Genomic DNA, 25,916 nt, shown 5'->3' on the forward strand with positions numbered 1-25,916 from the left:
CGTCGACTGCCGTGCGGCCCTTCGGGTCTTCCGTTCTTACTACCGGCCGGACACCCCCAAACAGGGAAGTGCCGGGGTGGCGGCCGTCGGTGAGTGGACTTGTGCCAGTAACTCGGCCGCTCAGGCGAACATCAGCGGGCGGCTCTCGTCCTGCCGCAAGGCGTCCGCCACCATCGTGGCGGACGTCATCCCCTGATCGCCGGAACGAGGGCGGCCGACACGCCGGACACACTGACACATGGAACCGGGCCGTCGACAGCAGAAACAGACGGCGAGCGCCACGAGTTGCGGCGAAAGAAGCTGGTCCGGTGTGTCTGTCCGCTGCGGGTCGAGTCACCTTTCCACAACGTGGACAGGTGCCGCCGGTTGCGGACGGGTTGTGGCAGGCTGATCATTGTGGTCGGCGAGGAGCCCCGCACATCGGCGCTGGATGCCGTGCGGACGCGACGGGACTTGTTGGCGGAGCTGGATCGGCTGCGGGCGGCCGCCGCGCGTGCACGCGGAAAGGCGCGCCTGTCACTGCGTGACCTGGCGGTGGCCGCCGGAGTCCCCCGGAGCAGCCTGGCGAACTACCTGTCCGGACGGAGCCCGATGCCCGCGGACGTTCTGCACCGGGTGGTGGTGGCGCTCGGTGCCGAACCGGCCGTCGCGGGACGGTGGGTCGCGACCTGGCAGCTGGTCGGCGACGAGGGGGCCGGAGCGCGGACGTCGACCGGTGACCCGGCCGTCGGGGAGCGCACGCATGCCGGGGAACCCACGCATGCCGGGGAACCTACGCATGCCGGAGAGCGCATGCCTGCCGGGGAGACCGATCCGGGACACGGCGTCGCCGCCGCGGTGGCTTCGAGCGAGGGCTCCGCGGTGGGGCTGCGCTTCGCCGTTCTGGGGCCGTTGCAGGTGGAGCGGGATGGGCGGCCGGTGCCGCTGGGGCCTCGGCTGGTGGAGCTGGTGTCGCTGCTGCTGCTGGAGGCCGGTAGGACGGTGCCGGCGGCGCGGCTGGCGCAGTTGCTGGGTAACGCGTCCAGGCCGGAGGGGTCGCCGGCGACGTTGCGCAGCCATGTGGCCCACCTGCGGCGACTGCTGGAGCCCGCCCGGGGGCACGGCGGCCGGCACGGCGTGGTGGTGACGGTGGGGCGCGGGGCGGGGGTCGGCTACCGGCTGGAGGTGGAGCCCGAGTCGATCGACGCCCGGCGGTTCGAGCGGGCCTGCGCCGAGGGGCGGCGGCTGCTGGAGGCGGGCGGTGAGCCGGATGTGCGGGCCGCCGTGACGCTTCTGGGCGATGCGTTGTCGCTGTGGCGCGGGACGGCGTTCGCCGAGGTGGCCGAGCGGGCGTACGCGCTGCCGGAGCGGGCACGGCTGGAGATGCTGCGCAGGATGGCCTGGCTGAGCCAGGCCGAGGCGCTGACGAAGCTGGGACGGCACGATGAGGCGGCGGCCCAGCTGGCCGCCGCGCTGGCCGCCGAACCCTACGACGAGAGGCTGCGCGCCGAACTGGTGCTGGCCCTGTACGCCCAGGGGCGGGTCGCCGAGGCGGCCGAGGTGTGCCGGGAAGGACTGTCGCTGCTGAACGGGCGGGGCATCGACTCCCCCGAGCTGCAGCGACTGCAACGCCTGGTCCTGCGTCGAGAACTACCGGCCGCGGTGATACGCGCGGCAGCCCAACCCGCCGTACCACCCCTGCCGGCATCGGCGGCGGTCCCCCACCCTGGACCGGGGCCGGCGCCGCCACCACCGATGCCGCACTGGTTCGTGGGCCGTACGGACGCCCTTGAGGAGGCGGTACGCCGATTATGCGGTCCCGAGCCGTGGCGGCGTGCGGTACTGGTGGTGACCGGGTTGCCGGGGGTGGGCAAGACGAGCTTCGCCGTCCGCCTGGCCCACCAGGTCGCCGGGCACTTCCCTGATGGGCAGTTGCACATCGACCTGCACGGTTTCGATCCCTCCGGTACGGTGAGGCCTCCCGAGGAGGCGCTGCGCACCCTGCTGGAAGCGCTGGGAGTGCCGCCGGAGCGGATCCCCGACGGCATGCCCGCCCAGCGCGCGGCCTACCGCGACCATCTGTCCGGCCGCCGCGTCCTGGTCGTGCTGGACAACGCCCGCGATGACGATCACGTGCGCGGACTGCTGCCCGACATGCCCGGGTGCGCGGTGATCGTCACCAGCCGCAGCCGGCTCCCCGGCCTGCTCGTCACCCAAGGCGCCCACCCCATCACCCTGGAGGTGCTCTCCGCCGGTGAGGCGGAGGAGCTGCTGATCCGGCGACTTGGAACCGAGCGGGTGCGGGCCGAACCGAACGCCACCCTGGAGATCATCGACCGGTGCGCCCGGCTTCCGCTGGCTCTGTCCATCGTCGCCGCCCGCGCCGCCGTCCACCCCACGTTCCCCCTGCGCACGCTGGCCGAGGAACTGGCCGGCATCGACGCCGACCTCGGCATCCTGGACGCCGGTCACCCTCCCGCCGACATCCGCGCGGTGTTCTCCTGGTCCTACCGCACCATAAGCCCTGACGCCGCCCGGCTGTTCCGGTTGCTGGGCCTGCACGTCGGCGCCGACACCTCCGCTCAGGTCGCCGCCAGCCTCATCGGAACGCCCATCAGCCGCGTCAGGCCGCTGCTGGCAGAACTGGCCCGCTCCCACCTGATCCGTGAGCACCGTCCCGGCCGGTACGTCCTGCACGACCTGCTGCGCGCCTACGCGGCCGAACAGGCCGCGGCCGAATCCACCGAGGCCGAGCGCCGGGCCGCCCGACGACGGCTCCTGGACCACTACCTGCACACTGCCTACGCCGCCGAACGGCTGCTGTGGCCACACCGTGAGCCGATCGACCTCACGCCACCCGCCGAAGGCGTCCAACCCGAACAGATCGCGGTGGAAGACCAGGCGCTGGCGTGGCTCACCACCGAGCATCCCACCGTTCTCGTGGCCGCGCCGTGGGCCGCTTCCATCGGACTGCACACCCACGCCTGGCAGCTCGCCTGGACCATCCACACCTTCCTCGGCCGTCAAGGACGCTGGCGCGACCTCCTGGCCGTCCAGCAGGTGGCCCACCAGGCCGCACGACGACTCGGCGACCCGCAGGCGACGGCCCTGTCGGCGCGTGACCTGGCCCTCGCGCTCACTGCCATTGGTGAGCACGACCGAGCGTACGACCACCTGCAGCACGCTCTCGCTCTCTACCGAGAGCTGAACGATCGGGTGGGGCAGGCGCACACCCACTTCAACCTGGCGTGGCTGTGCGACCACATGGACCGGGGTGAGCAGGCGCTGGCGCATGACGAGCAGGCGCTGGAGCTCTTCCGCGCCGCCGGGCACAAGACCGGGCAGGCCCGCCTTCTCAACGCCGTCGGCTGGGACCACATCCGGCTGGGGAACCACGAGAAGGCCCTCGGTTACTGCCAGGAGGCGGTGGCGCTGCACCAGGCGCTCGGCGACAGTCCCGGCGAGGCTCACGCCTGGGACAGCCTCGGCAAGGCCCACCACCACCTCGGCGACCACGACCAGGCCGTCACCTGCTACCACCGCAGCCTGGAGCACTTCCGCAAGGGCGGCGACCGTTACGGCGAGGTGGAGACGCTCGTCCGCCTGGGCGACGCCCACCACGCCGCGGGCCAGAACGACGCGGCCGCGACCGTGTGGAAGGACGCGCTGGACATCCTGGACGATCTGGGACGCCCCGACGCCGAAGAGGTCCGCGCGAAGCTGCGCCGGCTGACGGACCCGGACGAGGACTCCCCCGCGACACGACCCCGCTGACCATTGCCGATGGGGCCCTGGCCGGGCCCGTAAGCCGCCTCGGCGGCGCTCATCGCGGCGGGTCGTCGGCCGTCCAGCACCGGCCCTGGACGACGATCACCCGGCTTCCATCCTGTTTCCACTGGCATATCCGAGATTTAGGTCATCGGCCATGCGGCGCGCAGGCGGCGAACATGTACCGTCCTGCTTCCCCCGCGCCGCCGGCCAGGCATCGAGCGGTGATTCGACGCTGATTCACCTGCGCCCGGAACCACTTCCCCACCTCAACAGTCGGTACACGAGCACAGGAGGCATGGATGCAGGACCACATGGTGGACCCACACGGGGAGATCGATGCGTAGGCGGCGGGCCCGACTACTCGCGGCGGCCCCGGTGACGTCGGCCGCCACCTCGCAGCACCTTCCTTCGCCGGCCCGGGTGGTCGTCCGACACGGGCGATCCGCGCTCGCCGCGCGGGCAGGCGTCCAGGACGCCGAACGACGGGGCAGCGGCCGGACGGTCATGAGCGCCGACGGCCGGGCGCTCACGCTCGCCCAGCCACTGGAGACGGCCGGACGGCGATTACGGAGGACCCATTGACGAGTTCAGCACAGAGGACCGGTACGGGTGGAAGCCGGCGCCGGGAGGGCACGAACGCCGGCCTTCCGGACACGGAGTGTTCCACCGTCGACGGTGATCCATCCGTCGGGAACGCGTCAGGAGAAGGCGGCCGGCCGGCGCTTTCGGCGGTGGAGACGGTCTCCGTCCACTCGCTGCTGCCCGCCGACTCGCCGCGAAGCCTCGGGGAGGATCTGGAACACGTTCGCATGCTCTCGGACCTGGACGTGGTGCTGCCCCCGGTGATCGTGCACCGGCCCAGCATGCGGGTGGTGGACGGGATGCACCGGCTGCGGGCAGCGGTCCTGCGCGGCGAGGACACCATACGGGTGCGGTTCTTCGAAGGCGACGAACGGGACGCCTTCGTGATCGCCGTCACGGAGAACACCGCTCACGGCCTCCCCCTTTCCGCCAGTGATCGTGCCGGGGCGGTGGAGCGCATCGTCCGGTCACACCCCCGCTGGTCCGACAGGGTGATCGCAAGGATCACCGGTCTGTCCGCACGCACGGTGGGGCAGATCCGACACGCCACGCTCCCGACGGACGGCCGGCCGGAAGTCCGGCTGGGAAGTGACGGCCGGGTCCGTCCGCTCGACAGTTCCGCCGGCCGCATCCGCGCGGCCGAACTGATCAGCAGTACACCGCATGTTCCGCTCCGGGAGATCGCCAGGCAGGCGGGCATCTCACCGGGCACGGTGCGGGATGTGCGAAAGCGGCTGGAACGCGGAGAACACCCCTTGCCGAGTTCGCTGCGGTCCGGTGACAGGTCGCCCGCCCCGACGTCGCGGAGCCGGCCGAACGCCGCCGGCGGTTCGCCGCACAAGGTCACCGCCCACCTGGCCCCCACCACGGCCCCGCCGCCGGAGCTCGACCGGCGCCGGGCATCGGCACTGGATTCCCTGATCAAGGACCCGTCCCTCAGATCGGCGGAGCCGGGCCGCCTCCTTCTCCGGATGCTCAGCGCCACCGCCACGCTGACGACGTCCCGGGAGCAGTTGATGCACGGGATTCCCGAGCACTGTGTCGGCCGCGTGTATCAGGCGGCAAAGGAGAGCGCCGCACTCTGGGCGGAATTCGCCGACGACCTGGAACGACGAACGGCGCGACCGGGGCCGCGCACGGAAGAGTGACGAACTCGTATTCACCTGAATCATAACCCGTGTGCAACCGCGGAGAATCGGCAGTTGCACAGAAACGATCCGAAGGCACCGCTCGGCCCTCGCCTTGTACACACGGCAAGCCGCTCATATAGTGCCAGCCAAGTGATCTGATTTCGCCCCGCCGGTGGAACCGAACGGTGTAAGCGAAGAGACAAAACGAAGAGAGAACACCATGCCTCCCTGAGAAAACGCCAGAATAAGGGATCGCCGGCACATACGACGACAGCGAATACGCCCACAATTCCTGCCGTCCTCCGACCTCACGGAAGGCAGATACAAAGGTGACCGGGTCACACTCGGTATCGCAGTCTCTCCAGACCCGGCCTGTCCGCCTTCGATGCCCGAATCCACATCACCCCCGGAGAACATCGTGAGAACTTCCACCAAATCCGCCGTCCGGCTTGCCGGCATCACGCTGTCAGCGGCGGCGGCCTTCGGTTTCATGCCGGTCGGCACCGCGACCGCCGCCTCGGCACCCTTCTCGGCCTCCACGCAGGAAACCTCACTCCTGGCCGGAGCGCCCTGTATCGTCACCGGCTACAGCTCGCACGCCCTCGACGAAATGGCCGCTGATCACATCGGCACCGAGACGGTCGAGAATATCGTTTACAATACCTGCAGCAGGGCACGCAAGCAGAGCGACGGCACTTACAAGTACAACGCCGGCGGGAAGATCGTCGTCATCTGCAACGCGCAAGGCCGCGTCGTCACCGTTTGGCGTAGGTAGAGCAGCGCCTCTGTCGCTGGAGCCGGCGTTCCGGCTCCAGCGACAAAGCATCGGAGAAAGGGAGTCAAGGTGAGCCGACCCAAGGTGCGATGGGACCGAGAGGTGAACGCGGCATACATAGCGTTCAGAGAACTCGACGCGAATGAGGCGAGCAAGAAGTTGCCGGTCGAGGACGAGAACGGGGAAACTCACCTTCTGGTGCGCATATCGGAGTCGGGAGAGCTTCTGGGCATCGAACTGCTCATGGCCGACGAGCAGATGCCCCGAAACCTCCGGGAGGACTCCGAAACAGAATGAGCACATAAGGACGAACAGGCGCGATCCGGCGCACGGCCCGCCCTCATCGATCGATCGCGCCGCCGGCTGATCATTGCGAGGAGTTCGCTTGAATCGGACGAGCAGGTGCCCAGGGGCCGGGAATCCGGAGACAGCCAGAGAGTTCGCGCTGAGAATGCGGCAGCTCAAGGCGTGGTCGGGCCTCACACTGCGACAACTCGAACGCCGGGCACGGAGCATCGGCGAGCATCTGCCACGTAGCACGCTGGCCGCCACGCTGACCCACCTCCGGCTCCCCAGAGAACCGCTTCTGGTCGCATTCGTCAAAGCATGCGACTGCAGCTCGGCAGATATCGAGAATTGGGTCGATGCCAGAAGAAGAGTCGCCATGAAGATCAGTACCATAACTGATCGATAGACCGTCCGGGACAATCCCGGACGGAAGAACGAAACAAGCCGCCTTTCTAGATTCGGTTTTCTCGGCGACCCTCTTCTCATGGGCGCTCATCACGAACGAGCGCTTATCACCAACAGAGGAGAGGCCGTGCTTCAGAAGCTCGCCGACAAGGCATTGGCACTGCTCGTACCGCGCACATCCGCGGCGGCCACCTGGCAGCAGCAGCAGTTCATGTACATCCAAGGGGACAAGAACTCCGGGTGTGACACGTACCAGCACAGGTGGCGGAAGTCCCGCTGGTGCACGTACACCGACAGCAACAAGCTGGTCAGTTGCACCAGCTGGGTCTACTACGCCTGCGGCTGGTGACCCTCCCGGCGGACCGCTAGCCCGGATCTCCTCATCCCCGTTTCCCCGTCGCGGGGGTGAGGAGATCCACGCCGCCGGGCTACTCCTGATCCGCTCATGATTGGAAACAGATTTGCGAGTCTTTCTGGCGGTGGCTGCGAAGAACCCCGGACTTCCCCTGGCCGGCGCGACCGCCGTCGCGCGATCGGTGCTCGGCGACGTCTTCCCCGCCCCCCTCGACACGGTGACGGCCGACGAATGGGCAGGTGACCGGACGGCTCTTCTCGCGTGGTCGAATGAGGAATCGGTCGCGGGGCGTCCGCCGCTGATCTCCCGGGGTCCCGCTCTCGCGGTAGGGATGAGCGGCCATCTGGCGGCGGACGAGGACCTCGCCGAACTCGCTGCCCCCACCACGCCTCTGGGGGATGCGGCGGCCTCACTGGGCGGATGCTTCTCCGCCTTCCGCGCGGCCCCCAGAGAGATCCAGGCGGTGACGGCGAGCACCCGCGCCTGCCCGGTCTTCTACGCCGAGACCCCGGACCTGCACATCGTGGGCAACCGCGCGCTGCACGTCCACCTCGTCGCGACAGGCGGGGAGATCGTGTGGAACGAGCTCGCCCTGCAGTCCATGATCCGTCAGGGGTACTTCCTCTCCGACGAAACCCCGTATCTCGGTGTGCAGGCCCTCGGCCCGTCCTCGTCGATCGTCATCCGCGGCGGGATACGGTCGATCAGCGCCGCGCCGCTCCCCCAGGCGTACCCCGTGCCGGGCTCGTCGCGGGCGAAGCGCGCGGCGGTCGCCCCGCTCGGCGCCGCCCTCGTCGCCGCCGTCGCCCCCCTGCGCTCGGTGGCGGAGCCGGTGAACCTTGCGCTGACCGGAGGACGTGACAGCCGGCTCATGGCGGCGCTCCTCCACGCGGCGAAGGTCCCCTTTCGCGCGACGACGAACGGCCTGGATGATCACCCCGATGTCGTCATCGCCCGCCGGATCGCCGCGAAGCTGCGGATCGAGCACACCGTCATACCACCGGCGCGGACCGCGGCGAAGGACGCCGTCGTCATCCCGCATCCCCGGCGACGCACCTACGATGTGCTCCGGACCTGCGAGGGCATGACGTCCGCGTACGAGAGCATCGTCGAGTACCTCCCGTACAGCGCGAAGCCCACGATGTCCGGGCAGAGCGGAGAGATACTCCGAGGCGGATTCCTCTACAGCCAGAACAACACGAGCGAAAAGGCGATGCTTCGCCGTGTCAAGGACTTCTTCCTGAAGAACGGCCAGCTGTTCACCGACGAGGCCAACGAACACGCGCACACCCTGGCCGCTCCCTGGCTGGCGAGAGCTCAGGAGGACCCGTGGGAAGTGCTCGATCACATGTACGTCACCTATCGGGTGGGCCGCTGGCACGCCGGGGCGCGCGTGGGATCCCTGCTTCGCGGCAATCCCATCCAGCCGTTCCTGGACAACCTAGTGGTGGCTGAAGCCCTCACTCTCGACCAGAGGTGGCGCTATTCGGAGGAGGTCGTCCACAACCTCATCCAGGAGTTCGCGCCAGAACTGCGAGCCGTTCCTCTTGAAGGCGCCCCGTGGCGATTCACGGCCGACCGGCCGCCGTCGGTCTGGTCACGGCTGCGGCCCACCCCCGCCAAGCCGGCCTCCGCGCCCGCCAAAGGGAACAAGGGCGGCGGGTGGAACTGGCGGACAACTCCAGGGCCCGTGCTGTCGGCTCTGCTCGGCGAATACGTGATGGAACGAGCGGACGCGCTCGCCCATCTGGTCCATCCGGACCAGGTGAAGCTTCTCTTCGACGGGCCGTCGGCCACGCAGCCGGCGCTGGCCTGGAACCTCTACACGGTCGCGGCCATGTTGACCAACGCGTTTCCCGGAGAGCCACCCAGCGGGCTCAGCGATGTCCGAATCCCCATCCCCCGTACCTGAGGTGCCGACTCTCATGGTGTTCCTCGTCGCGTCGACCGTCTTCGCCCTCACACTCGGCCTTCTCAACCTCCTGCTCACCTACGGCGTCATCCGCCGGCTCCGGTCGGCGAATCACCCGGTGACCGACGACCTGTCACTCCGGACCGGCGCGGACATCGGCGATTTCGCGGTCACGACGACGAAAGGCGAGCCGCTCACCTCGGCGCAGCTGAGCGGGCCGACGACCGTCGGCTTCTTCACACCTGGGTGCGAGCCCTGTGAGGAGCACCTGCCCGCTTTCGTGGCGTCCGCCGAGGAGAGCGACAGCAAGGTCGTCGCCGTGATCCTGGCCGATGCGGATGTGCGGGACCTGTCCATGGTCTTGCTCACGGAGAAAGTGGCCGATGTCGTGGTCGAGCCGATCGACGGGCCGATGTGCCGAGCGTTCGGGATCACCGGTACGCCCGTGGTGGTGACCCTCGACGGACGCAGGATCACCCATGCCGGACACCCGGTGCAGGGCGGCGTGAGGTGAGCCGATCGTCTTCGTGGACGGGTTTGCTCCCGGCACTGCGAATGGCGTGGAGCGCGAGCCCTCTCTGGGCGGCCACCATCGTGGCGCTGAGCGTGTGCGGGGCCGCGATTCCGGTGGTGACGGCATGGATCACCAAACTCGCGATGGACGCGCTGGCCGCACAGGGGACGATGGAGGGAGTCGTCGTCCCTGCCTTCGGCCTCGCGCTCATCGGACTGGCGACGAGTGTGAGCCCTCTCATGAGCGGGTTCGCCGGGGCCGAACTGGACCGCCGGATCAGCCTGATGGCGCAGGACCGGCTCTACCGGGTGGTCGGTCGGTTGCCGGGGCTGGCGCGATTCGAAGACCCGGCTTTCCTCGATCGCCTCAGGCTCGCGGCCCAGTCCGGAGGGATGAGCCCTGGGCAGGTCGGTGAAGCGGTGCTCGGTATGGTCGGCGGGCTCACCACGGTCGCGGGTTTCCTGGGGGCGCTGTCGTCCGTCAGTCCGCTGATGACCGCACTGACATTGCTGGGATCGCTACCCGCGCTGCTCGCCGAGATCCTCATGGCGAAGCGCCGGGCTTCGATGATGTGGAGCCTCGGGCCTGTCGAGCGCCGGGAGTTCTTCTACAGCGATCTGCTGTCCAGCACCGATGCGGCAAAAGAGGTCCGAATCTATGGCTTGGGTGATTTCCTGCACGAGCGCATGCTCAACGAACGCCGGACGGCGAACAAGGAGAAGCGCCGTCTGGAGCAACGGCAGACGCTCACGCAGGGTGTCCTGCGTCTCGGCGCGGCGCTGGTGTCCGGCGCCGGACTCGTCTGGGCGATGGCGCAGGCGCGTGCGGGGGCGCTGACCATCGGCGACGTGTTGATGTTCGTGGCGGCCATGGCCGGTGTGCAGGGAGGGACCGGCGCGTTCGTCGCGCAGTTCGGCCTGGCGCACCAGCATCTCCTCTTGTTCTCGCACTATCGGTACGTGGCCGGCGCAGAACCGGACCTCCCCGTCCGCGCGGAACGGCGACTCGCCCCGCTGTCCGGGCACATCGAATTCGAGAACGTCTGGTTCCGTTATGGCCCTGATCACCCCTGGGTACTGCGAGGAGTCAGTTTCACCATTCCGCGCGGCGTCAGCGTCGGACTCGTGGGCCTGAACGGGTCGGGGAAGAGCACCTTGGTCAAGCTGCTGTGCCGCTTCTACGACCCGGTTCACGGCACCATTCGGTGGGACGGCACGGACCTGCGGGACATCGACGTGACGGATCTGCGAAACCGCATCTCCGTGGTGTTCCAGGACTTCATGCAGTACGACCTCTCTGTGGCCGAGAACATCGGCCTGGGGGACCTTCCCCGCCTCTCCGACCGGGAGGCCATAGTGAGCGCCGCGGAGCGGGCCGGCGTGCATGACACGGTGGAAGCGTTGCCGAGCGGCTACGACACCCTGATGACGAGGACGTTCTTCCAGGAGGACGAGCAGTCAGAGGGGGTGTACCTGTCCGGCGGACAAGGGCAGCGGATCGCGATAGCGCGCGCCCTCATGCGCGGGGAACGCGACGTCCTGATCCTCGACGAGCCGAGCTCGGGGCTGGACGCCGAGGCCGAATTCGAGCTGCACTCCCAGCTCAAGAAGCACCGTTCCGGCAGGACGAGCGTGTTGATCTCCCATCGGCTCAACACGGTCAGAGAGGCGGACATCCTCGTCGTGCTGGAGGGAGGCGTGGTGGCCGAGATCGGCGACCACGACCACCTGATGCGGCTGGGAGGCCGCTACGCCCAGCTGTTCACCATGCAGGCCGCGGGCTACCAGGACGACTTGTGATCGCGATTCCTCTGGCCGTCATCTGCGCTGCCGTCGCCGTCGTCCTGCTACGTCGCAGACTGGTCATCGTCGCGGTGTCGGGACCGAGCATGGAGCCTAATTACCTGGACGGTGATCGGCTGCTCGCCCTGCGGCACTCTTCCCGCGCCCTTCGGTGCGGCCAGGTGGTGGTCATCGACACCGCTCCTCCGAGTGAGAACCCGGGATCACCGATGAACATCATCAAGCGGGTCGTGGCCGTGCCAGGACAACCGGTCCCGGCAGCCGTCCGCGGAGACACCGAAGGCACGGTGGTCCCACCGGGTCACATCGTCGTCCTCGGCGACAACAGACGACGAAGCGTCGACTCGCGCCAGCTCGGTTTCATCCCGACCAGCAAGGTCGTCGCCACCGTATTGCGGAAGATGAGCATCTGACGGGCTCGGTTCCTCAGGCCGAGCGGTTCTCGAAATTCAGGACAACTCCGGACAGACCAAGCCGGTCAGCGCATTGAATCGCGACTGGTCCTTATATTATTTTTTCGAGGGCAGAGACTTCGAGAAAGATGTCGTCGACAATGGAGACCATCATGATTCTCCGGATCCATGAATTGGCAGACAATCTGCTCGCGCGACTTCTCACCAGCACACACGCTGCGGCCTCCTATACACAGGCGCAGTACAGGTGCGTTGTCGGAACGTCCGGTTGTGCGGCTTACAACCACAAGTACAAGCAGATCAGGGCATGCATCTACAACGACAACGGCTCGCTTGCCGGCTGCACCCCGTGGGAATATTACGCCTGCGGTTGCAAAGGGCTCCCCGGGGGCGACTGACCCATATTCCGCAGCACCGGCAGGAGTCTTCCCCTATCCCGGAACGGGCATGGGGAAGACTCCTTTTTCGTGCATGAGCGAACTCGCCGCGTCCGGTCAGAGGTCGCCGTCGGGCCGGGCCTGGCGGCCGAGGGACCCGCCGGCGCCGACGACCTCCCGTGCCCGGCCGTGCCTCACCTGGCGCCCGCCTTCTGCAAGGCCTTGACCAGCTGTTCCTTGTTCATGTCGGACCGGCCGGAGATCTCGGCCTCCTTGGCGCGCTCCATGAGCTCGTCCTTGCTGAGCTGCTCGAGGTCCCCGCCCTGCTTCTTCTGGGCGGCGCGGGGCCTCCTGCCGTCCCCGCCCGGCAGGCCCTTCATGATCTCTTTCGCCTTGATCTCGCTGAAGGGACGGGCGAGCTCCTGCAGGCGCTTGGGATCGGCGGCCTTCTGGAAGCCGGGGAGGATCTCCTGTTCCTCCTCCTGGACATGGTGGTTGATCGCCTGCTCCACCTCCGTCAGGAGCGACTCGAACTCCTTGTCGTCCGGGTCCAGCTTCATCAGCCGGAGGAGAAGGTCCTCGGCCTGGTGGTGCTCCTCGCTTCCCTCCTGGACCTGCTGCCGCTCCTTCGGGACCGTCTTGGTGATCTCCGGGTACACCAGTTCCTCTTCGGCCTTGGAGTGCGCGAAGAACTTGGCGGCCAGCTCCACCAGCAGGACCGGGCGGTCCTCCGGCAGCTGCTTCAGGCGCTCGAAGATCGACTCCACGTCACGGTGGTCCCTGGTGATCATTGTGATGACGTCTACTGCCATATTCATCCCCCCGGGGGCAGCCGTACCCGCCGCCCCACGGGGTACACGCCCGGGGCGGCGGCATCACCCCTGGCCGCCCCGTAGCCGGGCCGCCCGCGACCCCGGCCGGGACGCCCCTCACCCCTGAAATGCCACGCCTCACTCGCCCTGCAGCCGCTCGCTGCGGCCGCGCAACTCGTCGATCAGCTTGGAGGCGTCCGCCTTGCTGAGGTTCTCGGGAACCTCCTCGCCGGCCTCCCTCGCCAGCGTGCGCAGGTAGGACTCCTGGGGCGCCGTCATCGGCTCGTCGCCGGTCGTCCACTCCTCGGGGTCCTTCTCCATCGGCCCTCGGTTCATCGCTGTCCCCTCCCAGCGGCTCTCGAACTATCGTTCGCCTACCCGGGGCGAGGCCCGGCTAACCCGGCGCCGTCCACGGGGAGGGTGTTCAACTGCGGAAAACGCGCAGTTGAACGTCCCTGATCGCAGTACCCGGCCTTGACGCGTTTCCGATGCGGTACCGATCATCGCCTTTCCGTTCCCCGCCCGCGGGAAACGGCCGCAAGCCGTGCAAGCGATTCGACGACTCGTTGACGGGTTATGCGGCCGATGTGCACCATCACCAGCACTCGCAGATTCGTCCCGATCTGGAGATGCCCTGGGGGGTCACACATGCCACGCGTCATCGAATACACCGACCCTGTCGAGGGGTGCACCGGCTATTTGGTGTACGACCGGGAGGACTGCCGTCTCGCCGCGGGTGGATTCCGCGTCCAGCCTGGGCTGACGGTGCAGACCCTGAGCGACCTCGCCTCGCGGATGACCCTCAAGCAGCGGGTTCTCGGCATCAACGTCGACGGGGCGAAAAGCGGCCTCGACTACGCCGGTACGGGCCCGGAACGGCAGGCCGTGATTTCGCGGTTCCTGTCGTTCATCTCCCAGGAACTGCACAACCGCTACAGCATGGGCTGCGACATGGGCACCCGTTTCGAGGAACTGGAGCGGATCGCGTCGGGTATCGGGGTCCCGTCCGTGAAGTACGCCGTCAAGACCGCCCAGGGTTTCTCCGACGAGGAATTCTTCCAGCGGATGGGGCTGCTGGACGAGTACGTCGGCCGCCGCACCGTCGGGCAGCGCCGGGCCGGCCACACCCTGGCGCACGCCGCCCTCGCCGCCGCCGGGATCGCGGGTCACCCGGCGCGGGGCCTGCACGTCGCCATCCAGGGCTTCGGCAACCTCGGCCGCTCGGCCGCCGAGTCGCTGGTGGGGGCCGGCGCGGCGGTGGTCGCGGTCGCGGACGAGTACGGCTGCGCGGTGCACCCCCGCGGCCTGGACATCCCCGCGATGCTGGAGCAGGAGATGTCGCGGCCGGTCTCGGTGCAGACCTTCAACCGCGCCTCGCTGCCCGGCGCGACGCTGTTCGACCTGCCGGTCGACGTGCTGATCCTGGCCGCCGTCGAGGACGCCGTCACCACCGAGCAGGCGGCCACCCTCCAGGCGCCGGTCGTGGTCGTGGGCGCCAACTGCGGGCTCAGCGAGACCGCCGAACGCATCCTCCACGACCGCGGCGTGCTGGTGGTGCCCGACTTCATCGGCGGGATCGGCGGCTCGGCGTCCATGGAGACGCTGTTCGGCCCGCGGACGCTGCCGGAGCCGCAGCAGGTCCTCGACGGCGTCGCCTTCCTGATCCACGAACTGGTCAGCGACGTGCTCTCCGGCGCCCGCACCCGCGGCGTGCCGCCCCGGGCCGTCGCCATGGACATCGCGGAGGCGGCCGTCGTCGCCCCCGACAAGCCCCCCTACGGATCGAGCCCGTACGCCATGACCGGCCGGCGTCCCGCGGGTGACCGGGTCGCCCGCTCGGCCACCCGCAGGAGCGGCCTCATCGCGACAGGAGAGAACTCATGAGCAACGCCTGCCGCCACGAGCGCAGCCACATCGTCGACTCCTCCTTCTACGGCCACCGCTACAGCACGGCCGCCAGCCGCCGTATCTTCTGTGACCGCTGCCGCTTCCAGCGCTGGCTGGACGTCGAGGCGGCGCTGGCGCTGGAGCAGGCGGCCCTCGGCATCATCCCGGCCGACGCCGCCCAGCGCATCGCGGCGGCGGCCCGGGTGGAGAACCTCGACCTGAACGCGGTGCGCGCCGAGATCCGGCGCACCAGCCACTCGCTGGTCGGCCTGCTGCGGGTCTTCCAGGCCGCCTGCGAGGACGGGGCCGGCGAGTACGTCCACTACGGCGCCACGACGCAGGACATCCAGGACACCGCGCAGTCGCTGGAGATGCGCGACGTGGTCGACGCGCTCGAACGTGAGCTCTGCGCGATCGTCACCCGCCTGGCCGACCTCGCCGAGCAACACGCCGAGACCGTGGCCCTTGGCCGTACGCACGCCCAGCCGGCGCTGCCGATCGGCTTCGGGCTGAAGATGGCCGGCTGGATCGACGAGATCCTGCGCAGCGGCGAGCGGCTGCGCGCCCTGCGGCCCCGCGTGCTGACCGCGCAGCTGTTCGGCGGGGTCGGCACGATGGCCGGATTCGGCGACCAGGCGATCGACCTGCTGCGCGGCTTCTCCGCGCGGCTCGGCCTAAGCGCCGCCCCGCTGGCCTGGCACGTGGCCCGTGACCGGATCGCGGAGTTCGTGACGACGCTCGCGGTGACCGCGGGCACGATGGGCCGCATCGCCGACGAGATCCGCACCCTGTCGCGGCCGGAGTTCGGCGAGGTCGAGGAGGAGTGGCGGCTCGGCCGCGTCGGCAGCAGCACGATGCCGCACAAGCGCAACCCCGAGGCCTGCGAGCAGATCGTGGTGATGGCGCGCCTGGCGGCCGGCACGGTCAGCACGGCGCTCACCGCGATGAGCGGCGACCACGAGCGCGACTCCCGGTCGCTGCGGCTGGAGTGGGCGTGCGTGCCCGACGTGTCCCACTACACGCTGTCGGCCGCCGACATCACCCGTCTGGTGGTGGACGGTCTGATCATCCACACGGACAGGATGCGGCAGAACACCGAGCACGTCGCCGGGCAGGTCGTGAGCGAGCGGCTCATGCTCGCGCTGGGCAAGCACGTCGGCAAGCAGACGGCCCACGAGCACGTCTACGAGCTCAGCCAGGAGTCGCGCAGCACCGGGACCCCGCTGGAGGAGCTGGTGCGCCAGAACGGTGTGGCCCAGCACCTGTCGGCGGAGGAGCTGGACGGCATCTTCGACCCGTCGTCGTACCTCGGCGCCTCGGCGGAGCTGACGATGTACACGGTCGCGCAGGCGCGGGCCTGGGCCGCGGAGGCCAGGCGCGCCCTGGGCAGGCCGAAGGAGAGCACCCTTGCGCACTGAGCCGCCCCCGCTGCCGCTGCCCCCGCCGGCCGGCGTCCGCGCGACGCCGGCCGACGTCCGGGAGATCGTGCTGCCCCGCCCGCACTACGCGAGCATCGTGGCGCACGCCGTCCGGAAGCTGACCGGCCACTACATCGACGGCGAGGTGTCCGAGCGCAAGGCGTTCGGGCTGCTGCTCGGCCGCCAGCGGGGCTACACGCTGCACGTGTCGGGGGTGCTGCCGCTGCTGGCCAACATGCGGCAGGACCCGAACGTCAGCGAGGACATGGACGAGCTGGTCGACCACCACGCCATCCCGTCCGAGACGCCGAACGACCAGCGCGGATGGGTGGCCCACCCGCGCGAGCTCATGGACGCCGAGGACTTCTGCGACGAGCACGACGTCCTCGTCGTCGGGAACTACCACACCCACCGCGTCCCCTGGCCGGACGACCCCCTGCGCGACTCCTGCACCCGGCTGGACCGGATGCTGGCCGCGGAGTCGGGCCAGTGGGTCTTCATCGTGTCCGCCGTCGACCTGCACCGCCCCTCGATACGGGCGTTCTACGAAGGCCGCAACGAATGCGAGGCGACCGTGCTGCTGCGGCCGGTCCGCGCGCACGCTCCCGCCGTCCTCCAGAAAGGCTCCCGATGACTCACACCGACGAATACTCGCAGGTCACCCGGTTCCACGGTCACGAGTGCCCGGGTTCGGCGGTCGGCCTGCGCATGGCCGAGATCGCGGTGGCGCGGCTGGGCCGGCACTCCCAGGACAACGAGATCCTCGCGATCGGTGAGACCGACGCGTGCGCGATCGACGCCGTCCAGGTGGTCACCGGATGCACGCTCGGCAACCGTCACCTCGTCCAGGAGGACAACGGCAAGATCGCCTTCACGTTCTGGCGGGTCGCGGACGGCACCGGCATCAGGGTCTCCGCCAAGCCGGGCAGCGAGGCGTTCCGGGGCGAGGAGGCCTGGGCGCTCGCCCGCAAGGTGGAGGCGGGCACGGCCACCGACGAGGAGCGCGGCCGTTTCAAGCAGGGGCAGGCCGAGCGGGTCCGGCGGATCCTCGCCGTCCCCGTCGAGGACCTGCTGGTGACCGAGACGGTGAGCGGTGAGGCCCCGGAGGCCAAGAAGCTCCAGCCGCACGCCCCGTGCGACGGCTGCGACGAGCAGACCAGCACCGCCGTGCTGCACAACCACCGCGGCCGCATGCTCTGCCCGCCCTGCCACCTCGAGGCCCACGGCGGCGTGCTGCCGCCGGACCACGACCACCACGACCACCCGCACATCCACACCCACGGCCATGGCCACGTCCACCACCACTGAGCAGTCGGCCTCACAAGGAGAAAGGCAGCTCCATGTCCGATGACTTCTCCGGCGTGTTCGAGGCGCCCGTCGACGCGACGCCCGAGCTCGACGAGCTCGTCACGGCGACGATGACGTGGCACTTCTCGCCCTCCACCGGCAGCCCGTACTGGGTCGGCCGCGCCGCCGGCTTCGGCTTCGACCCGCTCACCGACGTCAGGACCTACCAGGACCTGCGGCTGTTCGACGACGTGGCGGTCGACTGGAGCACGATCCCGGCGCACACGCTGATCCCCCGGGGCTGCCTCGGCCGGCCCGGACGCTTCGGGATCTACGAGTCCGGCGGCACGACCGGCGCGCCCAAGCGCATCGTGGACGCCACCTCGCGGCGCCGCAACATCGAGTACCAGAGCATGTTCCTCGACGAGCAGGGCTTCCCCACCGGGGACCACCGGGCGGGATGGCTGCACATCGGCCCGACCGGCCCGCACATCATGGCCAAGAACATCGGCAACCTGACCGAGCTGCGCGGATTCTTCTGCTATTTCGTCGACCTCGACCCGCGCTGGGTGAAGCGCTGCATCGCCTCGGGGCGTCCGGAGGAGTCGCAGCGGTACATCGACCACATCCTCGACCAGGTCAAGGACGTGCTGCTGTCGCAGGACATCCGCGCGATCTCCACCACGCCCCGCGTGCTGGAGTCGATCGTGGCCCGCCCGGACGTCTACGGACCGCTGCGGGAGAAGGTGCGCGGCATCATCTGGGGCGGCACCAGCATGGACCCCGAGACGCTGCGCCTGCTGGAGACCGAGGCCTTCCCCGAGGCGACGCTCGCCGGGGCCTACGGCAACACCATGATGGGCATGGCCCCGCAGCGCACCCGCCGCGAGGGTGACCTCTCGCCGTGCGTGTTCCGCCCGTTCTACCCCTACACGGTGGTCGACGTCGTGGACCCGGACGACCTGACGACCCCGGTGCCGGTCGACACGCGCGGCGTCGTGAAGATCACCTCGCTGACGCGGGAGTTCTTCATGCCGCCGACCGTCGAGCGGGACGCGGTCACCCGCCGGGCGTCCGCCGACGGCGCCCCCGAGGTCTCCGACGTGCGTACCCGGGAGACCACCAAGGACCAGATCATCGAAGGGGTCTACTGATGACGACCGCGGTCCGGTACAGGGTGCCGCTCATCAGGGCGGGGGCGGTGGCGCCGTCCGCGGAGACCACCGTGCTGCGCGGAGTGGACGGCACGCCGCTCGCCGAGGTGGACGTCGCCCCGCCGCTCGCCGCCACGCTCACCGTCGCCGCGCTACGGCGCGACCACCCGCTCGGCGATCCCCCTCCGGCCGAGGTCTTCGAACGGGCCGGGAGGCTGTTCGCGACGGCGACGCTGAACGGCCTGACCCCCGAGGCGTACTGCGAGCTGCAGGCGCGCAGCGCGGGCGTGCCGATCACCGTGGCCCGCCACTCACTGGAGGACATGGCCACCACCTGCGGAAACGTGGGCGCCCGCGTGGCGGCCGAACGTCCCGCCGGGGCCGCGGCGAGCGTCGCGCCCGGCGAGATCAGGGCCGTGTGGGCGCGGCGCGGGGACATCCTGTCGGTCATCGCGCCGAGCAACAACCCCGGCACGCACACCCAATGGATCCACGCCCTCGGGTACGGCTACCAGCTCGTCGTGCGGCCGGGATCGCAGGACCCGTTCACGCCGGCGCGCCTGATCGCCGCCGTCCTCGAGGCCGGGATCGAGCCGTCGCGGGTCTCGCTGCTGCCCGGCGGGCACGCGACCGCGGACGCGCTGGTCAAGGCCGCCGACTTCAGCCTGGTCTTCGGCGGCGACGAGGCGATCAAGCGGTACGCCGGGGAGAGCGGGGTCGTCAATCGCGGCCCGGGACGCTCCAAGGTGCTGCACACCGGTGAGATCACCGACCGGGCGCTCGACGTGATCTGCGACTCGGTGGCGTACGACGCGGGGCTGCGGTGTACCAACACCAGCGCCGTCTTCACCGACGCCGACCCGCGCGAGCTCGGCGAGGCCGTCGCGGCGCGGCTCGGCGCCATGGTGGCCGCTCCGCCGCAGTCGCCGGAGGCGCAGCTGCCGGTCATGCCGCTCGAACGGGCGCAGGCCATGCGGCGGCACCTGGCGTCCCGGCTGGCGGGGGCGGTCGACGTGGCGGCCCTGCGGTATCCCGACGGCGGGGTTGCCGACCTCGGGGACGGGTCGGCGGCGCTGCGGCCCGCGGTCCTGGTCTGCGACCGGCCCGACCACCCCGGCGGCGCGATCGAGCTGCCGTTCACCTGCGTGTGGATCCTGCCGTGGAGCCGGAGCAACCCGATGGGACCGCTGCGGAACACCCTCGCCCTGACGATCCTGAGCGACGACGCCTCCCTGGCGGCGGCCGCGCGGCGCGAGCCGTCGATCCGCAAGGTCCTCTTCGGGCCGCTCCCGACGCACAGGGCGGGTGTGACCAGCCCCCACGACGGCTACCTCAGCCAGGACCTCATGGAGGTCCGCTCCTACGGGGTGGCCGAGGACGCCGTGTGAACGTCAGCCGCCGGGGTGGGGTGGGACGTCGGTGCTCCTGACCCAGGGTTTGATGTCGAGGACCGGGGTGCCGTCGACCAGGTCGACGCCGTGGAAGTGAATGACGTTGCCGTCGATCCCGACCACGCGGACCAGGCTCATCCCGAGGCGGCTCGGGCGGTTCGGGGAGCGGGTGGAGAACACACCGCGCTTCTCACCGGTGGCCGTCAGGCCGCGGGGGACGCAGCGCAGCTCCGCGGCCTGGTCGTCGTCCTGGGCGTGCAGCCAGACCAGCAGCCAGATGTGCGGGCAGTTCTCGAGTCCGGCCAGGCCGTCGCGGTACTCGTCGTACACCACGACGCGGCCCTGTTCCCGGTAGTTCTCGGTGGCCTGTGGCGGCGCGTCCTCGGGCCGGCCGTAGCCGGTCTCCACGTGGCCGATGGGGCTGATGCGCACCGGTTGGCGGACGGTCTGCTCGGGCACGTTCTTCCACCTCGATTCTCTGCTCGGCCTTCATTTGATCAGTTTCGAGACCGAATGTCGCAACTCACTTCCTTTTATGGCTTTATGGATGGTTTTGGCCGGTTATTTCGGGCGTCGGCCTCGATTCTGACGCCCGCGCATACTACAGGCAAAGCCTCCTGACGGATCTTGCACGATGACGATTCCGCCCGGCGAAGGGCACCCGACCGAGGAGGCCGCCATGAGACTTTCCCCGCCGTTATCCATCGCGGCCACGGCGGTGTGGCTCCCGCCCCGCAGGCACTCCATCGAGGAGGCCATGGCCGAGGGCCGGGTCGACGAGCAGATCGCCGGGCGTCTCGGCTACCGGGGGCTGTACGAGAGCGACGACCACGCCGCGCCGGAGATGGCCGTGCTCGCCGCGCGCAAGGCGCTGGCGGAGGCGGGCTGGGCCGGTGAGGACCTCGGGCTGGTGGCGTACTCCTGGCTCTACCACCAGGGCCACGACTTCTGGTCCGCCCCGCACTACGTCGCCCACCAGCTCGGCGCCCGCGACGCGCTGCCCGTCGGCGTCCAGCAGACCTCCAACGGCTGCGTGGCCGCCCTGGAGGTCGCGGCGACCCGCATGGTGCTCGACCCCTCGCTCGGCCGCTGCCTGGTCGCCACGTCCGACCGCTTCAGTCTCCCCGGCTTCGACAAGTGGTGCAGCGACTTCGACGTCGCCTACGGCGACGGCGCGACGGCCCTGCTGCTCGGCCGCACCGGCGGGCCGTACAGCCTGCTGTCGGTCGTCTCGGTGAGCGCGCCGGAGTTCGAGCTGCTGCACCGGGGGGACGACACCTTCAGCGACGCGCCGCTCGCGCACTCCATCCCGGTGGACGTCCGGCGGACCAAGCAGGCGTTCCGGTCGACCGGCGGCATCCCCCGCTTCGGCGAGGCCCTGCACGCGGCGCTGCGGCGGGCCGTACGGCAGGCGCTGGAGGAGGCCGGGCTGTCCGCGGACGACCCGCGGGTGCGCGTCCTGGCGCTGCCGCGCATCGGGTCCGAGCCGTTGAACAGGTTCTTCCTGCCCCCGCTGGAAGCCCTCGGCCTGCGCCACACCGAGATCGTCGACCTCGGCCGCGACACCGGGCACCTCGGCGCCGGCGACTCCATCGCCAACCTGACCGACCTGCACGCGGCGAACACGCTCGCCCCCGGAGAGGTCGCGCTCCTGCTGAACACCGGCAACGGGTTCACCTGGTCGTGCATCGCCGTGCGGCGCGAATAGCCGCTTCGGGGTACCCCTATAGGCCGGCGTGCCGCTTGATTCCCCCGCTCCGGCGGGAAATGCTGGCCTCAAAGGGTTTCCGACGGAACCCGGGGCGGTCCGTTTCTGGTGAGCGTTACCCGGCCCCGACGCCTGAACAAACCGCTTACCGCCCGACTCCGCGGCCGGTGATTTCCCGCCGAAATCGGCTCGGCCGCGGGCGGCGACCGGGCACCGGATTTGAGGAGACCGCCGATGAGACTTTCCCCGCCGTTACCCGAGCCTCCGGCCATCGCCGCGGCGGTCGTGTGGCTGCCGTCCAGGCGGCAGACCGCCGCGGACGCCCTGGCCGACGGGCGGCTGGACGAGCAGATGGCCGCGCGCCTCGGCTACCGCGAGGTCGCCGAGAGCACCGACCGTGCGGCGCCCGAGATGGCCGTGCTCGCCGCCCAGAAGGCCCTGGCCGAGGCCGGCTGGGCGGCCGACGACCTCGGGATCGTCGTGCACTCCTGGCTCTACCACCAGGGCCACGACTTCTGGTCCCCCCCGCACTACGTCGCCCACCAGGTGGGCGCCCATGACGCGCTGCCCGTCGGCGTCCAGCAGACCTCCAACGGCTGCGTGGCCGCCCTGGAGGTCGCCGTGTCGCGGCTGGCGGCCGACCCGGCCGTCGACCGCTGCCTGGTCACCACCGCCGACCGCTTCTGCGGCCCCGGATTCGACAGGTGGCGCACCGACTTCGACGTCGTCTACGGCGACGCCGCCACCGCCCTGCTGCTCACCCGCACCGGCGGGCCGTACCGGCTGCTGTCGATCGCCTCGGTCAGCGCGCCCGCCTTCGAGGTGGTGTACCGGGGCGACGACGCCTTCAGCGACGCGCCGCTCGCCCACTCCAGCCCCATCGACGTGCGCCGGGGGAAGCTCGCGTTCCGGGGGTCGGGCGAGATGCTGCGCTTCGTCGCCACCGTGCGCGACTCCGTACGCCGGGCCGTCCAGCAGGCGCTCGCCGACGCCGGCCTCACCCCGGACGACCCCCGGGTGCGCTACCTGACGCTGCCGCGCATCGGGTCCGGCGCGCAGGCCGAGCTGTTCGCGGTGCCGATCAAGGAGGTCGGGCTGCGGCACGCCGAGGTGATCGACCTCGGCCGCGACACCGGGCACCTCGGCGCCGGCGACTCGATCGCCAACCTCGCCGACCTGCACGCCGCCGACCGGCTGGCCCCGGGCGAGGTCGCGCTCCTGCTGAACGTCGGGAACGGCTTCACCTGGTCCTGCATCGCCGTGCGCCGCGAATAGCGGCGACCCGAACCCTGCCCCCTCCGAAGAAACGAGCCGAAACGGGGCTAGACGTCCCCCTGACAGAGGAGATTTCGCGTGGCACAGCGCACAGATGTACTGGTCGTCGGGGCCGGCGTGGTCGGGCTGACCACGGCCGTGTGCCTGGCTGAGCAGGGGCTCGGGGTTCGGGTGCGGGCCGCCGAACCGCCGCACCGCACCACCTCCGTCGTCGCGGCGGCCGTCCTCGGCGGCCCGGCCCTCGCCGACCCCTCCGACGCGCCGAACTGGCACCCGTACGAGACCACCAAGAAGTGGCACGAGGAGGGCCTGGCGGAGTTCACCAAGCTGGCCGAGCAGCCGGAGACGGGCGTGCGTGTCACGCCGGGCCGCTGGGCGAGCAGGCCCGAGATCGAGGACACCTCCTGGACCCGGGAACTGCCCGGTTACCGCCCCTGCACCGCCGAGGAGCACCCCGGCTTCGCCTACGCGTTCTGGATGACGCTGCCCGTCGTCGACATGCCGCGCTACTTCGACTACCTGACCGGCCGGCTGGCCGCGGCGGGCGGCGAGATCGAGATCGCGGGCATCTCGTCGCTGGACGAGGTGACCGGTGAGGCCCCCGTCGTCGTCAACTGCACCGGAGCGTACGCCCAGAAGCTCGCCGGCGACCCGGAGATCCGCCCGATGCGCGGCCAGCACGTGATCGTCGAGAACCCGGGGCTGGACGACTACTTCTTCGAGTTCAGCCGCGGCCCGAAGCCCACCAGCTTCGTCCCGCACGGCGACCGGCTGATCTGCGGCGGCACCGCCACCCGGGACGACTGGAGCCTCGAACCCGACCCCGCCCAGACCGAGGAGATCATCGCGCGCTGCGCCGCCGTCGAGCCGCGCATCGCCGAGGCGCGCGTCCTCGGGGTCGAGGTCGGCCTGCGCGCGGCCCGCCCGTCGATCCGGCTGGAGGAGGAGTCGTACGGCTCCACCCGCGTCATCCACAACTACGGCCACAGCGGCGTCGGCGTCGGCATGTCGTGGGGATGCGCCCGCGAGGTCGGCCGGCTGGTCCAGCGCGCCGTCCGCAACTGACCCACCCGCCACGAAGGAGTCGTCGTGTCCACCACTGACACCGCCGCCGGCGTCGCTGAGGCAGCGGCCGCCGGCACGACAGGCGCACAGGACCGCCGGGGCGTGCAGGCGCTGTCCCCCGGCGCCACCGCGCTGCTGAAAACGCTCGACGCGCTCTTCGAGGGCTGGGGCACGGACGCGGGCGCCGCCTCGATGATCATGCAGCCGCTGCTGCCCGTGGAGTCTCTGGCCCGGCTGGACTTCTACGACAACTTCCCCCACCAGGCGCTGCTGGCCGCCCCGCTCGACCTGGCGAAGCGGGACGGCACTCCGGGGGCGCGGCCGTCGTCCTTCGCGCCGGAGGCGCTCGAACCCGCCGTGCTCGGGCTGCCGTCGGCGGCCTGCTTCGCCGTCTACCTCTACCACGAGGGAAGGCAGGTGGCCGACGGCACGACGGTGACGGTGCTCGGCCGCTGCTTCCGGCGTGAGGAGTACTACGAGGGGCTGTCGCGGCTGCTCGGCTTCCACATGCGGGAGATCGTGGCGCTCGGGTCGCGGGAGTTCGTCCAGGCCCACCTGCGCCGCTTCGGCGACCGCATCACCGCCTTCTCGGAGGCCCTCGGGCTGCCGCTGCGCAAGGAGGCCGCCACCGACCCGTTCTACGACCGGGGCGGCCAGCGGGCGCTGCTGCAGAAGCTCTCACCGGTCAAGCACGAGTTCCTCGCCGGCGACCTCGCCATCGCCTCGCTGAACGTGCACCGCAACTTCTTCGGCGAGCGCTGCGACATCAGGCTGGAGGGCACCGGAGAGCCGGTGTACACCAGCTGCGCGGCCTTCGGGCTGGAACGGTGGCTGACGGTGCTGCACGAGCGGTACGGAAGCTGGGAGGCGGCGGTGGAGGCCGTGTGGGCGGCGGGAGAAGCGGTTCGGGAAGGAGACGGCGATGCATCCCGGTCTTGAGCGCATCCGGCAGTGGGTCCTGGCCCGGCATCCCGACCTTGGTGAGCTCGGCCCCAACGAGGAGCTCATCGACAGCCGGCTGATCGACAGCCTCGGCTTCGTCGAGTTCCTCGCCCTGGTGGAGGACGTCAGCGGGAGGAAGCTCGACATCGCCACCCTCGACATCGAGGACTTCCGCTCACTGTCGAGCATCGAGCGGTCCTTCTTGACCGGTCCCGATCCGGTGCCTCTCTCCTGACCGCTTCCCCCGCCCGGAACGCGCGCCGGCTCCCGGCGCGCGTTTTCCGTGTGCCGGCACGAGAACGCCACCGGTGGACGGCCACCGGTGGCGTACGTACGCGGTCGCTCAGCTCCCGGCCGTGCCGTTCCCCGCCGCCACGGGGTCGAACGCCGACGGGTCGATGAGCGGGTACACCTCGAACTCCAAGTGCGAGGCGACCGGGCTGGAGTACAGCACCGACATCAGCTCCTCGTGGGAGTCGACGTCATAGATGTTGAGCCCGGCCGAGGCGCCCACCATGATGTACCGGTTCCGCAGCACCCCCTTGTCCACCAGGTCCTTGGTGTACTTGAACCCCTCGGCCAGCCGCTCGTTGAACTCCTCCGGGCTGATGCCGATCGGGGCCTTCTTCGCGATAACGGCGAACAACGCCATCTCGTCCTCCTTGAAGTCGTCC

At 70.0% G+C, this 25,916-nt stretch carries 26 protein-coding genes; 22 read left to right on the forward strand and 4 right to left on the reverse strand.

The genetic code is table 11. The features are described from left to right. Positions 1 to 456 precede the first annotated feature (456 nt). The 11 genes from KIK05_RS00570 (at position 457) to KIK05_RS00615 (ending at position 11,926) form a co-directional block, all read left to right on the forward strand. Positions 457 to 3,753, forward strand: a complete 3,297-nt coding sequence (locus tag KIK05_RS00570) for a tetratricopeptide repeat protein (protein ID WP_214408479.1) — start codon at positions 457 to 459, stop codon at positions 3,751 to 3,753. Between the two features lie 333 nt (positions 3,754 to 4,086). Next, positions 4,087 to 4,332 carry a hypothetical protein gene (locus tag KIK05_RS00575; protein WP_214408480.1) on the forward strand — a complete coding sequence of 82 codons (246 nt, stop codon included), beginning with the start codon at positions 4,087 to 4,089 and terminating at the stop codon, positions 4,330 to 4,332. Positions 4,333 to 4,577: 245 nt separating this feature from the next. Continuing rightward, positions 4,578 to 5,480 carry a ParB/RepB/Spo0J family partition protein gene (locus KIK05_RS00580; protein ID WP_308249670.1) on the forward strand — a complete coding sequence of 301 codons (903 nt, stop codon included), beginning with the start codon at positions 4,578 to 4,580 and terminating at the stop codon, positions 5,478 to 5,480. A 400-nt stretch (positions 5,481 to 5,880) separates the two neighbouring features. Beyond that, complete coding sequence (locus KIK05_RS00585) at positions 5,881 to 6,237, forward strand: DUF4258 domain-containing protein (RefSeq protein WP_214408481.1); 357 nt, start codon at positions 5,881 to 5,883, stop codon at positions 6,235 to 6,237. 69 nt (positions 6,238 to 6,306) lie between these two features. Continuing rightward, positions 6,307 to 6,534, forward strand: coding sequence for a DUF2283 domain-containing protein (locus KIK05_RS00590; RefSeq protein ID WP_214408482.1), 228 nt, complete (start codon positions 6,307 to 6,309; stop codon positions 6,532 to 6,534). Between the two features lie 88 nt (positions 6,535 to 6,622). Further along, positions 6,623 to 6,931, forward strand: a complete 309-nt coding sequence (locus tag KIK05_RS49355; RefSeq protein ID WP_372455556.1) for a helix-turn-helix domain-containing protein — start codon at positions 6,623 to 6,625, stop codon at positions 6,929 to 6,931. 126 nt (positions 6,932 to 7,057) lie between these two features. Continuing rightward, positions 7,058 to 7,279, forward strand: a complete 222-nt coding sequence (locus KIK05_RS00595) for a hypothetical protein (protein WP_214408483.1) — start codon at positions 7,058 to 7,060, stop codon at positions 7,277 to 7,279. A gap of 130 nt (positions 7,280 to 7,409) precedes the next feature. Then, the gene (locus KIK05_RS00600) at positions 7,410 to 9,197 is read left to right on the forward strand and encodes an asparagine synthase-related protein (RefSeq protein ID WP_308249671.1); all 1,788 of its coding nucleotides are present in this window, start codon (positions 7,410 to 7,412) and stop codon (positions 9,195 to 9,197) included. A gap of 118 nt (positions 9,198 to 9,315) precedes the next feature. Next, positions 9,316 to 9,711, forward strand: a complete 396-nt coding sequence (locus tag KIK05_RS00605) for a TlpA family protein disulfide reductase (protein ID WP_214408485.1) — start codon at positions 9,316 to 9,318, stop codon at positions 9,709 to 9,711. Positions 9,712 to 9,791: 80 nt separating this feature from the next. Beyond that, positions 9,792 to 11,510 carry an ABC transporter ATP-binding protein gene (locus KIK05_RS00610; protein WP_308249672.1) on the forward strand — a complete coding sequence of 573 codons (1,719 nt, stop codon included), beginning with the start codon at positions 9,792 to 9,794 and terminating at the stop codon, positions 11,508 to 11,510. Continuing rightward, positions 11,507 to 11,926, forward strand: coding sequence for a S26 family signal peptidase (locus KIK05_RS00615; protein ID WP_214408487.1), 420 nt, complete (start codon positions 11,507 to 11,509; stop codon positions 11,924 to 11,926). Before KIK05_RS00610 ends, KIK05_RS00615 begins: the two co-directional genes overlap by 4 nt. Positions 11,927 to 12,497: 571 nt before the next feature. Here KIK05_RS00615 and KIK05_RS00620 read toward each other — a convergent pair. Both KIK05_RS00620 and KIK05_RS00625 read right to left on the reverse strand, forming a co-directional pair. Continuing rightward, entirely contained in the window at positions 12,498 to 13,115 is a 618-nt protein-coding gene (locus KIK05_RS00620; protein ID WP_214408488.1) for a hemerythrin domain-containing protein, read from the reverse strand. A 138-nt stretch (positions 13,116 to 13,253) separates the two neighbouring features. After that, positions 13,254 to 13,451, reverse strand: a complete 198-nt coding sequence (locus tag KIK05_RS00625; protein ID WP_214408489.1) for a DUF3072 domain-containing protein — start codon at positions 13,449 to 13,451, stop codon at positions 13,254 to 13,256. A gap of 312 nt (positions 13,452 to 13,763) precedes the next feature. Here KIK05_RS00625 and KIK05_RS00630 point away from each other — a divergent pair, with 312 nt between their 5' ends. Genes KIK05_RS00630 through KIK05_RS00655 form a run of 6 tightly spaced genes read left to right on the forward strand, consistent with a single transcriptional unit; the run spans position 13,764 to position 20,249 of the window. After that, positions 13,764 to 14,999, forward strand: coding sequence for a Glu/Leu/Phe/Val dehydrogenase dimerization domain-containing protein (locus KIK05_RS00630; protein ID WP_214408490.1), 1,236 nt, complete (start codon positions 13,764 to 13,766; stop codon positions 14,997 to 14,999). Next, positions 14,996 to 16,420, forward strand: coding sequence for a class-II fumarase/aspartase family protein (locus tag KIK05_RS00635; protein ID WP_214408491.1), 1,425 nt, complete (start codon positions 14,996 to 14,998; stop codon positions 16,418 to 16,420). The genes KIK05_RS00630 and KIK05_RS00635 overlap by 4 nt, the downstream gene beginning before the upstream one ends. Beyond that, entirely contained in the window at positions 16,410 to 17,054 is a 645-nt protein-coding gene (locus KIK05_RS00640; RefSeq protein WP_214408492.1) for an MPN domain-containing protein, read from the forward strand. Before KIK05_RS00635 ends, KIK05_RS00640 begins: the two co-directional genes overlap by 11 nt. After that, the gene (locus KIK05_RS00645; RefSeq protein WP_214408493.1) at positions 17,051 to 17,728 is read left to right on the forward strand and encodes an FmdE family protein; all 678 of its coding nucleotides are present in this window, start codon (positions 17,051 to 17,053) and stop codon (positions 17,726 to 17,728) included. The genes KIK05_RS00640 and KIK05_RS00645 overlap by 4 nt, the downstream gene beginning before the upstream one ends. A 32-nt stretch (positions 17,729 to 17,760) precedes the next feature. Further along, positions 17,761 to 18,861, forward strand: a complete 1,101-nt coding sequence (locus KIK05_RS00650) for a phenazine biosynthesis protein (RefSeq protein ID WP_214408494.1) — start codon at positions 17,761 to 17,763, stop codon at positions 18,859 to 18,861. Then, a complete protein-coding gene (locus tag KIK05_RS00655) occupies positions 18,861 to 20,249 on the forward strand; it encodes an aldehyde dehydrogenase family protein (RefSeq protein ID WP_214408495.1) in 1,389 nt (462 codons plus the stop codon). The genes KIK05_RS00650 and KIK05_RS00655 overlap by 1 nt, the downstream gene beginning before the upstream one ends. A gap of 3 nt (positions 20,250 to 20,252) precedes the next feature. On the opposite strand, the gene tsaA is transcribed toward KIK05_RS00655, so the two are convergent. Next, on the reverse strand, positions 20,253 to 20,711 hold the full coding sequence (tsaA, locus tag KIK05_RS00660) for a tRNA (N6-threonylcarbamoyladenosine(37)-N6)-methyltransferase TrmO (protein ID WP_214408496.1): 459 nt from the start codon (positions 20,709 to 20,711) through the stop codon (positions 20,253 to 20,255). A 220-nt stretch (positions 20,712 to 20,931) separates the two neighbouring features. Here tsaA and KIK05_RS00665 point away from each other — a divergent pair, with 220 nt between their 5' ends. From KIK05_RS00665 to KIK05_RS00685, 5 genes are all read left to right on the forward strand, one after another. Further along, positions 20,932 to 21,960 (forward strand): ketoacyl-ACP synthase III family protein, encoded by a 1,029-nt coding sequence (locus KIK05_RS00665; protein ID WP_214408497.1) that lies wholly within the window; start codon positions 20,932 to 20,934, stop codon positions 21,958 to 21,960. 234 nt (positions 21,961 to 22,194) lie between these two features. Then, positions 22,195 to 23,235: a 3-oxoacyl-[acyl-carrier-protein] synthase III C-terminal domain-containing protein gene (locus KIK05_RS00670; RefSeq protein ID WP_214408498.1), complete on the forward strand. Its 1,041-nt coding sequence runs from the start codon at positions 22,195 to 22,197 to the stop codon at positions 23,233 to 23,235. A gap of 78 nt (positions 23,236 to 23,313) precedes the next feature. Next, positions 23,314 to 24,300: an FAD-dependent oxidoreductase gene (locus tag KIK05_RS00675; protein ID WP_214408499.1), complete on the forward strand. Its 987-nt coding sequence runs from the start codon at positions 23,314 to 23,316 to the stop codon at positions 24,298 to 24,300. Between the two features lie 24 nt (positions 24,301 to 24,324). Beyond that, entirely contained in the window at positions 24,325 to 25,239 is a 915-nt protein-coding gene (locus KIK05_RS00680; RefSeq protein ID WP_308249673.1) for a class-II aminoacyl-tRNA synthetase family protein, read from the forward strand. Beyond that, positions 25,223 to 25,477, forward strand: a complete 255-nt coding sequence (locus KIK05_RS00685) for a hypothetical protein (protein ID WP_214408500.1) — start codon at positions 25,223 to 25,225, stop codon at positions 25,475 to 25,477. Before KIK05_RS00680 ends, KIK05_RS00685 begins: the two co-directional genes overlap by 17 nt. Positions 25,478 to 25,585: 108 nt before the next feature. Here KIK05_RS00685 and KIK05_RS00690 read toward each other — a convergent pair whose 3' ends face one another. Then, positions 25,586 to 25,894, reverse strand: coding sequence for a muconolactone Delta-isomerase family protein (locus KIK05_RS00690; protein WP_214408501.1), 309 nt, complete (start codon positions 25,892 to 25,894; stop codon positions 25,586 to 25,588). Positions 25,895 to 25,916 lie beyond the last annotated feature (22 nt).

This window comes from Sphaerisporangium fuscum, from assembly GCF_018531465.1.
Lineage (GTDB): Bacteria > Actinomycetota > Actinomycetes > Streptosporangiales > Streptosporangiaceae > Sphaerisporangium > Sphaerisporangium fuscum.

What these genes read in the sequence shown, in the direction of transcription:
- KIK05_RS00575 (WP_214408480.1), top strand. Translation starts at nt 4,087, where the DNA reads ATGCGTAGGCGGCGGGCCCGACTACTCGCGGCGGCCCCGGTGACGTCG.
- KIK05_RS00620 (WP_214408488.1), bottom strand. Translation starts at nt 13,115, where the DNA reads ATGGCAGTAGACGTCATCACAATGATCACCAGGGACCACCGTGACGTG.
- KIK05_RS00625 (WP_214408489.1), bottom strand. Translation starts at nt 13,451, where the DNA reads ATGAACCGAGGGCCGATGGAGAAGGACCCCGAGGAGTGGACGACCGGC.
- KIK05_RS00630 (WP_214408490.1), top strand. Translation starts at nt 13,764, where the DNA reads ATGCCACGCGTCATCGAATACACCGACCCTGTCGAGGGGTGCACCGGC.
- KIK05_RS00635 (WP_214408491.1), top strand. Translation starts at nt 14,996, where the DNA reads ATGAGCAACGCCTGCCGCCACGAGCGCAGCCACATCGTCGACTCCTCC.
- KIK05_RS00645 (WP_214408493.1), top strand. Translation starts at nt 17,051, where the DNA reads ATGACTCACACCGACGAATACTCGCAGGTCACCCGGTTCCACGGTCAC.
- KIK05_RS00650 (WP_214408494.1), top strand. Translation starts at nt 17,761, where the DNA reads ATGTCCGATGACTTCTCCGGCGTGTTCGAGGCGCCCGTCGACGCGACG.
- KIK05_RS00655 (WP_214408495.1), top strand. Translation starts at nt 18,861, where the DNA reads ATGACGACCGCGGTCCGGTACAGGGTGCCGCTCATCAGGGCGGGGGCG.
- KIK05_RS00665 (WP_214408497.1), top strand. Translation starts at nt 20,932, where the DNA reads ATGAGACTTTCCCCGCCGTTATCCATCGCGGCCACGGCGGTGTGGCTC.
- KIK05_RS00670 (WP_214408498.1), top strand. Translation starts at nt 22,195, where the DNA reads ATGAGACTTTCCCCGCCGTTACCCGAGCCTCCGGCCATCGCCGCGGCG.
- KIK05_RS00685 (WP_214408500.1), top strand. Translation starts at nt 25,223, where the DNA reads ATGCATCCCGGTCTTGAGCGCATCCGGCAGTGGGTCCTGGCCCGGCAT.
- KIK05_RS00690 (WP_214408501.1), bottom strand. Translation starts at nt 25,894, where the DNA reads ATGGCGTTGTTCGCCGTTATCGCGAAGAAGGCCCCGATCGGCATCAGC.